Source organism: Succinivibrio dextrinosolvens DSM 3072, from assembly GCF_900167015.1.
In the GTDB taxonomy this organism is placed as follows: Bacteria; Pseudomonadota; Gammaproteobacteria; order Enterobacterales; family Succinivibrionaceae; genus Succinivibrio; species Succinivibrio dextrinosolvens.
The window spans coordinates 67,217-74,665 of record NZ_FUXX01000008.1 but is presented as its reverse complement, the minus strand read 5'-3'; the positions used below and the strand labels follow the sequence as shown (position 1 = coordinate 74,665).

Here is a 7,449-nt window from a genome sequence, read left to right as displayed (position 1 = left end):
ACAGAATTTTTGCACGGCCGACATTGTGTTTACAATTTGCATGTTCATCTGCTAGTCAGTTATCCACCAAAAATTACAATCTCAAAACTAGTTCAAGCTCTCAAAGGCTATTCGAGTCTAATTATCAGAAAAAAGAATTATCCCTCTATACAAAAAAAATCTTTGGGGGAAAGCTCTTTGGTCGCCATCCTATTTTGCTTGCAGTTGTGGAGGAGCCTCAATTTCTATCATCAGACAATATATAGAACAACAGAACACTCCTGATTAGAAAATATCCATTTTCTAATCGGCACGCTTTATCCCCGCAGTAAACTGCGTGGTTTTAGCGTGCCTATTACTTGATAAAAGCTGACTGAAATGTTAATCAAACAAGAGATTGCTATGTTTTAGCAATGTGAGGAATGTTATAATTTCACGGTATATATATAAGTATAAAGTTCAAATTCAGCAAAGAAGTAAAGACACCCCAGGCTTATCAATATCTGGAGCATAATCAGCTGTTTTGTTCATTCATAAACTAGGACTCTGGCTCTGTATTGTATGAAAAAAATTCTAGCACTACTAATTATTGTATTATTCGGAATCACAACAGCATTCGCTCTGCCTCACCAGGAATCTCATACAAACTCTATTACAACGAGATTCGGAGAAATCGTTCTTCCTTCAACAAAAGAGCTTACTGCAGCGATAAAAACTACAAAGGAAAGTTCAACTCTTTCAGATAAAGATAAAGAAAAAAATATCGCCATATACACAAAAGCCATAGAAAAGAACGAAGAGATTTCTGATACAAAGGAAAAGCTCTCAGGATTAACTAAACTTTTTTCATCAGCTAAAAAAAGAATCGTGGATTACTCAAGAAAAATCCATGATGAAAAGAAGAAAACTGTAATATCAGACAGCGAACTTGAATCTTTATCCTATCAGGAAGTCAATGAAAAGCTGAAGGCCGATACAGAGTATTTAATTCAGGAAAACATCTTACTTGAAAGAGCAACAAAATATCATAATGATGTCCAGACTCTTCCTGAAAAGTCACAGAGTACAGTTACATTTAATAATGAACAGACCAAAACTCTGATTTCTGAGATCGATAATAATCCAGATACAGAGAATATGCTAAACAGAGCATATGCAACTATTATTTATGAATCTAATCTTGAGAATAATCTATATAAGACACAGCTATCAAATATTTCTATTCTTCAGGATATTTCATCACTTGAACTTGAGTATTCAACATTAAAGTACAACAGATTAAATGAAGAAATAAAAAAATTATCTGAAAGATTAAAAACACTTGATTCAAATGAAGATAATAAAGAATCAAAACTTAATAATGAGACAGTAAAAAACAATCCTGTTTTAAAAAAGGTTATCAAGGAAACAAATGAAATCAAAGGATACCTGTCTCAGGCAAAAGAATTGTATGCTGACTATAAAGAAACCAACAAAGAAGTTCTGGATGCAAATCTGAAAGTTACACAGATTGAAAAGAGTCTTGATAGCCAGATAAAAGAATTAAATAGAAGCCTGATTCTTTCAAGACTTCTCAACAAACAGCTGACATCTTTACCAAAAGTAGAAATCAAATATGATGTTGATGAAAAAATCGCCAATATCAATATTTATCTGTACGAAATCAGAGAAAGATTAAATCAGATCAACAGCGTTTTTGAAGATGTTGAAAAAGTTATCAAGAATTATCCTGAGCTTGAGCCTTACAGAGAAGATGTTATTACTATCTATGGTCAGAGAAAGTCATGCATAAGTGAAATTTATCAGGTTATAGCTGATTCACTGAATGAAAATATCGAAATTAAGGTTAATTACGCAAGCTATAAAAAGATTTACGACAAAATCAGTGCAGACATTGAAGAGCAGCTGTTCTGGGTAAAATCAAATCAGCCTCTGGGAAATGAATTCATAAAAATGTTCCTCCCATCGGCAAAATACGAATGGGAATCTTTGAAACAGAAACTTTCTGGCTCAGAATTTTTATCAGATACCACAAAGACAATAACAACACTTCTGCTGCCATTTTTCCTGTTATGCGGAATTATTCTGGTATTCATAAAAAAAATTAAGGACAACAATAATAGACTTGCAAGAAGACTAGACAGTGCTGCTGATTCAGTATTCCTGACTCCTCTTGCCCTTTTAAATAACATGATTCTTATGATTCCAAGCATGGTCTGGATGATATGCCTTGGAACAGTCATTATCTGTATAGCCCTAAGCGAAACTCACTCTCAAAGATATGTTATTACAGCAATGTTAATGCATATATTCGTTTTCGTTTTCTTTATGCAGATCCTAAAGCCAAATGCTCTTGTACAAAGACATTTCAGTGTTGAGCCTTACAAACTGGCACATTACAGAAATATTCTCAGCAGTGTATGGACTTTTGCTCTTCCTCTACTGATCTTCGCAAATGTTGCAGAAACAGATGCTGTTACTATTTATTCTGATTTAACCTCTTTTTCAGTAGTTCTTCTATCATGTATTGGTCTGTTTATTATTTCATTCAGACTGCTCATTAATAATCTTAGAGATTTTAACTACACATCCGCAGGTTATATTATTTCCTGCATAATCGGCATTGTGATTACTTCAATCGCTGCAATTTCAGTTTCATCCGGATATCTCTATACAGTTGTAAAACTCACAAATAGAATTGCATATACATTCTACATAGTGCTGACATACTTCCTTGTAAGTCAGACTGTACACAGAATGATTTATGTTCTTACTGTTAAGATTTACGAAAAAATCTATGATGTTAAACACAATATTCATTCAGGCAGTGGTGAACATAAGGCAAATATAATTATCAGTCTTGTTTCAGTAATGAATCTGAATGCGCCTTCTTTATGTGCCCGCTTATACAAAGTGGCAAGAATCGTCCTGATTATTGCAACAGCGATTCTTTTATACATTCAGTGGAGTGATTTATCATCTGTACTACGTTATCTTGATACCGTCCATATCTGGAATAAGACTCAGATAGTCAACGGTGCTCCTGTAATCACAGATTATCTGTCAATTGCAAATATCCTGTTTGCAATCTTCATTCTTATAATCACCAGCTTCCTGAATAAGACTCTTCCGGTTTTATTTGAGAAAATCATTCTTATCAGAAAAGATGAACGATTTAAGAGTACGAGTTATTCAGTAAAAGTAATCTCATCATACATCATTATCGGCTTAGGTATTATTTCAGCGGCTGGTGCGATAGGTGTTAAATGGGAGAATTTACAATGGCTGGTAGCTGCTCTTTCAGTTGGCCTTGGTTTTGGTCTTCAGGAAATCTTCGCTAACTTTGTATCAGGTATCATTCTTCTGTTTGAAAGACAACTTCGAGTTGGTGACATTATTACCCTGAACGGACTATCAGGAACCGTAAGCAAAATTCGTATACGTTCAACAACAGTTATGTCATTTGAAAATAAGGAAGTAATGATTCCAAACAGAGAGTTCATCACTTCTGCTCTGACAAACTGGTCTCTGTCAAGTTCAATTACCAAGATGGAGTTTAATGTTGGTGTTGCCTACGGTTCAAATGTTGAGAAAGCTAAGAACATTCTTAGAAATATCATTAACAGATGCCGCTACATAGCAAAAGACCAGGCTTCTCTGATTTATGTAAAGGCTTTAGCTGCAAGCGAGGTTACATTAGCCTGTGATATTTATGTAACCAAAATTGGAGACAGAAAACTTGCCATTGACTACCTGTGTCAGGAAACGCTTAACGCATTCGCTAATGCCGGCATTGAGATTCCATTCAATCAGATGGATATTCATGTAAAGACACTTGAACAGCAGGAATTCATTGAGCAGCTGAAAAAAGGCTTATTTGCAAGGAATGAATCTCAGCTAAAACTGGAATCAAATCCAGAAGAAATCAAGGTCAAATAAAAGAGAACAACATCGGTAATAAATTACCGATGATTCTCGCAAAAAAAACACCTAAAAAAAAAGAGACAAAATAAGGGAAAAAACTTATTTTGTCTCATTTTTTTTCAAAAATACCTAGTTTTTTCTAATAAATCGAGTAATCATCCGCACCAAGTTTTCCGTTATTTCCTGTGGCTTTTGATTTTCTATAGGCTAAAGGAGTCTGACCGAACTTTATTTTGAATAACTTGAAAAAATAGCCAATATTATCAAACCCATGGTCAAGCGCAATGTCAGTAATGGATTTTGAGGTCAGTACAATTTCCTGACAGGCTCTTCTCAGACGAAGATCATTTATAAAATCAACAAAACTCATTCCTGTGCTTTTCTTGAAATAACGACAGAAATACTGTCTTGAAACCTTTAGGTAGTTAGCAGCATCATTCATCGAAATTTTCTCTGAATAATGATCATTTATAAAAGTTAATAAATCTTTAATTTTTTGCTGTTTATGTTCAAAATCTTCTGTTTTTGATAAAGAATCTGTTAAAAACAATCCGTTTTCATACATAATTGCCAATAATTCGATTAAATGGGCTTTAATTCTTAATCTTAATGCCCCACTCTGAGTAGATGCATTTTCAATTATGAATTTTAGAAGACGGTCTGCCCTATCAAAACACTCCATATCCTTAGTAATCAGAGGAGGCATCTGTTTTCCGCCCTCTGTCAGAAAACGAAGTAACTGAGCTTCGACCTCATCAAAATAATTAAATTCAACAATGGATGGATTGAAAACAAGAGAAGACTGGTCTGAACCTCTTTTTATTACAAGATTATGAAGAACATTTCCTGGAGAAATAGCAATGCAGGGGCCGTCTATCCTATATTCCTTCATAGCATAATTTAATATAAATGAGCCTTTCTCAAATCGGTTGATTTCAACCTCTGGATGCCAGTGCATACCAATATTTATATTAAATTTCTTTCCTCGACAGAAATAACTTGCCAAAGGAAAAACATTAGAACCATGCTTTGTATTTTCTTTTAATTCTTTCTTCAGTGGAGGCATTTGATTTTCTTCATTTTCTTAAGGTAGATTTTCTAGAGAAAATTAACCTTTATTATTATTTTTCTTATTATTCTATTAAAACGAATATTAAATTCCGTTAATGCTGAATTTTACACAAAAACAGCAGACAAAAAAATTCAATAAAGATTACACAATATTAAACCAAAATTGATAATTTATTTTTATTTTGAAAATAAAATCTGACAACAAACAAAAAAAACTTCTTTCGTAATAAGAATCAGCAAGTAACCCAATCTGTTATTATCTTGTTTTAACTAGGAAAAATTTTTTTATAACAAAAAAACAAAGATTTCAGAGTATAATTTCGCTTTTATATGAAATAAAAATAATAAGACCGAAGGAAAAATATTATGTTTTTTTCGAAAATAGTATGTAATCGCGCACAGGAAAATATGCGATTTTTTCTTTCAAGAATTCTTGGCGGCATGTTTTTATGCCTGGTAATTTTACTTGTTTCAAGACTTCTTCTTGTATTCAGTTTTGTAAAGGATCAGTATTTTCTGCTTTCTTTAACCGAACAGTTTAATTTCTGGGTTCTATCCTTAAGATTTGATCTTAAGGTTGTATGTATTGCATATGCTTTACCTTTACTGATTGCCTTTGCCACATTCATAAACAAATCATTTGTTTTCTTTAAAGGATTCATAAAGTACTACAACACTCTAATTGTGTACGTAGCTTTAATTTTCAGCATCGTTAACTATTTTTATTTCAAGACATACGACAAATCAATAGATACCTTTATCTTTGCGATCTCAAAAGAAGATCCTCTTGCAGTTATAAAGACTGTAATCAATGATTATCCTGTTGGTATCGGCGCGGTTGGTCTTTTATTATTCTTTTTCATTTATAAATATTCTGCAGCTATTATCTTCAATAAAATTGAGAATAAAGTGTATGTTCCAGACACCAGAAAAAAAACTGTTATAGGAATGATTGTCCTTATTCTGGTATTTTTCGGACTGATAAGAGGTTCTTTTGGAACATTCCCTTTAAGACAGTTAAATGCACAGGTAACTGATAAACCTGGAATTAACTACTGTTTACCAAACGGCCCTTTAGCATTTTACTGGGCTTACAAGTGGGAAAAGATTTCTATGAAAGTGCCTACTGTTAAGCCATCTGAAATTCTAAAAACTTATGATGAGTTAGGGATTCAGATTGAAGGTGATACTGTTTCAGATCTATTTAAGCCACTGGTAAAACATACAGATAAAAATGAATTCCTTGAGCAGAATCGTCCAGATATTGTTTTCAATGTAATGGAAAGCATGAGCACCCACATGATGACTTTCGATAATGAGAATGACAGAGATTTAATGGGTGAACTGCGCAAGCATTTCAAGACAGATTTTGTATTTAAGAATTTCGTTTCAGAAGGAGATGGAACCTCTGACAGTTTAACCAGAATGCTGGTTGCTTCTCCTGATTTAAATCTTTCTACCTCTGTATACTCCAGCAAAGATTATATCTGCAATATAGCAAAGCTGTTCAATGAAGCAGGTTATGAAACGATCTTTGTAACGGCATCAACAGCATCCTGGAGAAATTACGACAATTTCCTAAGACAGCTAAAATTCAGCAGAGTCATTGAAAGAACTCAGGTTTTAAAGGATTTCCCAAATGCAACCTCTGGTGCATGGGGAATTGACGACGAGTATCTATTCAAAGAGACATACAAGATTCTAAAGGAAAAACATGATAAGCCACGCTTTATCATGACATTATCCATAACCAATCACCCTCCATTCAGATTACCTTCTGACGTAGAAGTTCAGCAGGTTAAGCTTCCTGAGGATATTCTTGCTAGATTCCCTTACGAAGATACAGAGACTATATTTGCAACATTCAGATATGCAAATGATCAGTTGGGTCGTTTTATAGACCAGATCAAGTCTGATGATGGACTGAAGAATAATACGTTTATCGCAGCAACAGGTGATCACAATATGAGAGGTATTGGTTACTCAGACCACCCAACAGAGCTTGTATTCGGTCATGAGGTTCCTTTCTACCTGTATATGCCACAGCAGTATATTGATAACACAGGCGTTGCCTTTGATAAGGAACGTCTAGGTTCCCAGAAGGATATTATTACCACTATTGTGTCTCATGCTTTGTCAGATAAAGAATTCTATTCCTTCGGATGTGACCTTTTATCAGATGAAAAATGTAATTTCCCATTTGCATTCAACGGAATCGTTGCTGTTTCATATGACAAGACACATGCTTGCGATATCAGCAATGTTTCAAAACCTGTTTCATATGACTTCACACAAATGGAACATTTACTTGTTGATTCGAAGCCAAGTAACAGAAGCTGTATAAAAGAAGCGGCAATGAAGAAACTTGAAAGCCAGCTTTATTATCTGCAGGCAAACAAGTCTGACAAGGATGATTTTGATAAATTGAAAATTAACTAGAATTTAAAAATTTCGTTATTTCATAATAAGTAACCC

The 7,449-nt window shown here is 33.9% G+C and carries 3 protein-coding genes and 1 pseudogene; 3 read left to right on the top strand and 1 reads right to left on the bottom strand.

All coding sequences use genetic code 11. The features are described 5' to 3' along the window. A pseudogene (gene tnpA, locus B5D46_RS03785) lies at positions 1–268 on the top strand (IS200/IS605 family transposase); the annotation flags it as partial. A 272-nt stretch (positions 269–540) separates the two neighbouring features. After that, positions 541–3,918, top strand: a complete 3,378-nt coding sequence (locus B5D46_RS03780; RefSeq protein WP_078928299.1) for a mechanosensitive ion channel domain-containing protein — start codon at positions 541–543, stop codon at positions 3,916–3,918. Positions 3,919–4,042: 124 nt separating this feature from the next. Here the strand turns inward: B5D46_RS03780 and B5D46_RS03775 are convergent, their stop codons facing one another. Further along, complete coding sequence (locus B5D46_RS03775) at positions 4,043–4,969, bottom strand: AraC family transcriptional regulator (protein ID WP_078928298.1); 927 nt, start codon at positions 4,967–4,969, stop codon at positions 4,043–4,045. 413 nt (positions 4,970–5,382) lie between these two features. On the opposite strand from B5D46_RS03775, the gene B5D46_RS03770 reads away from it, so the two are divergent. Further along, positions 5,383–7,413, top strand: coding sequence for an LTA synthase family protein (locus tag B5D46_RS03770; RefSeq protein ID WP_159443014.1), 2,031 nt, complete (start codon positions 5,383–5,385; stop codon positions 7,411–7,413). Positions 7,414–7,449 lie beyond the last annotated feature (36 nt).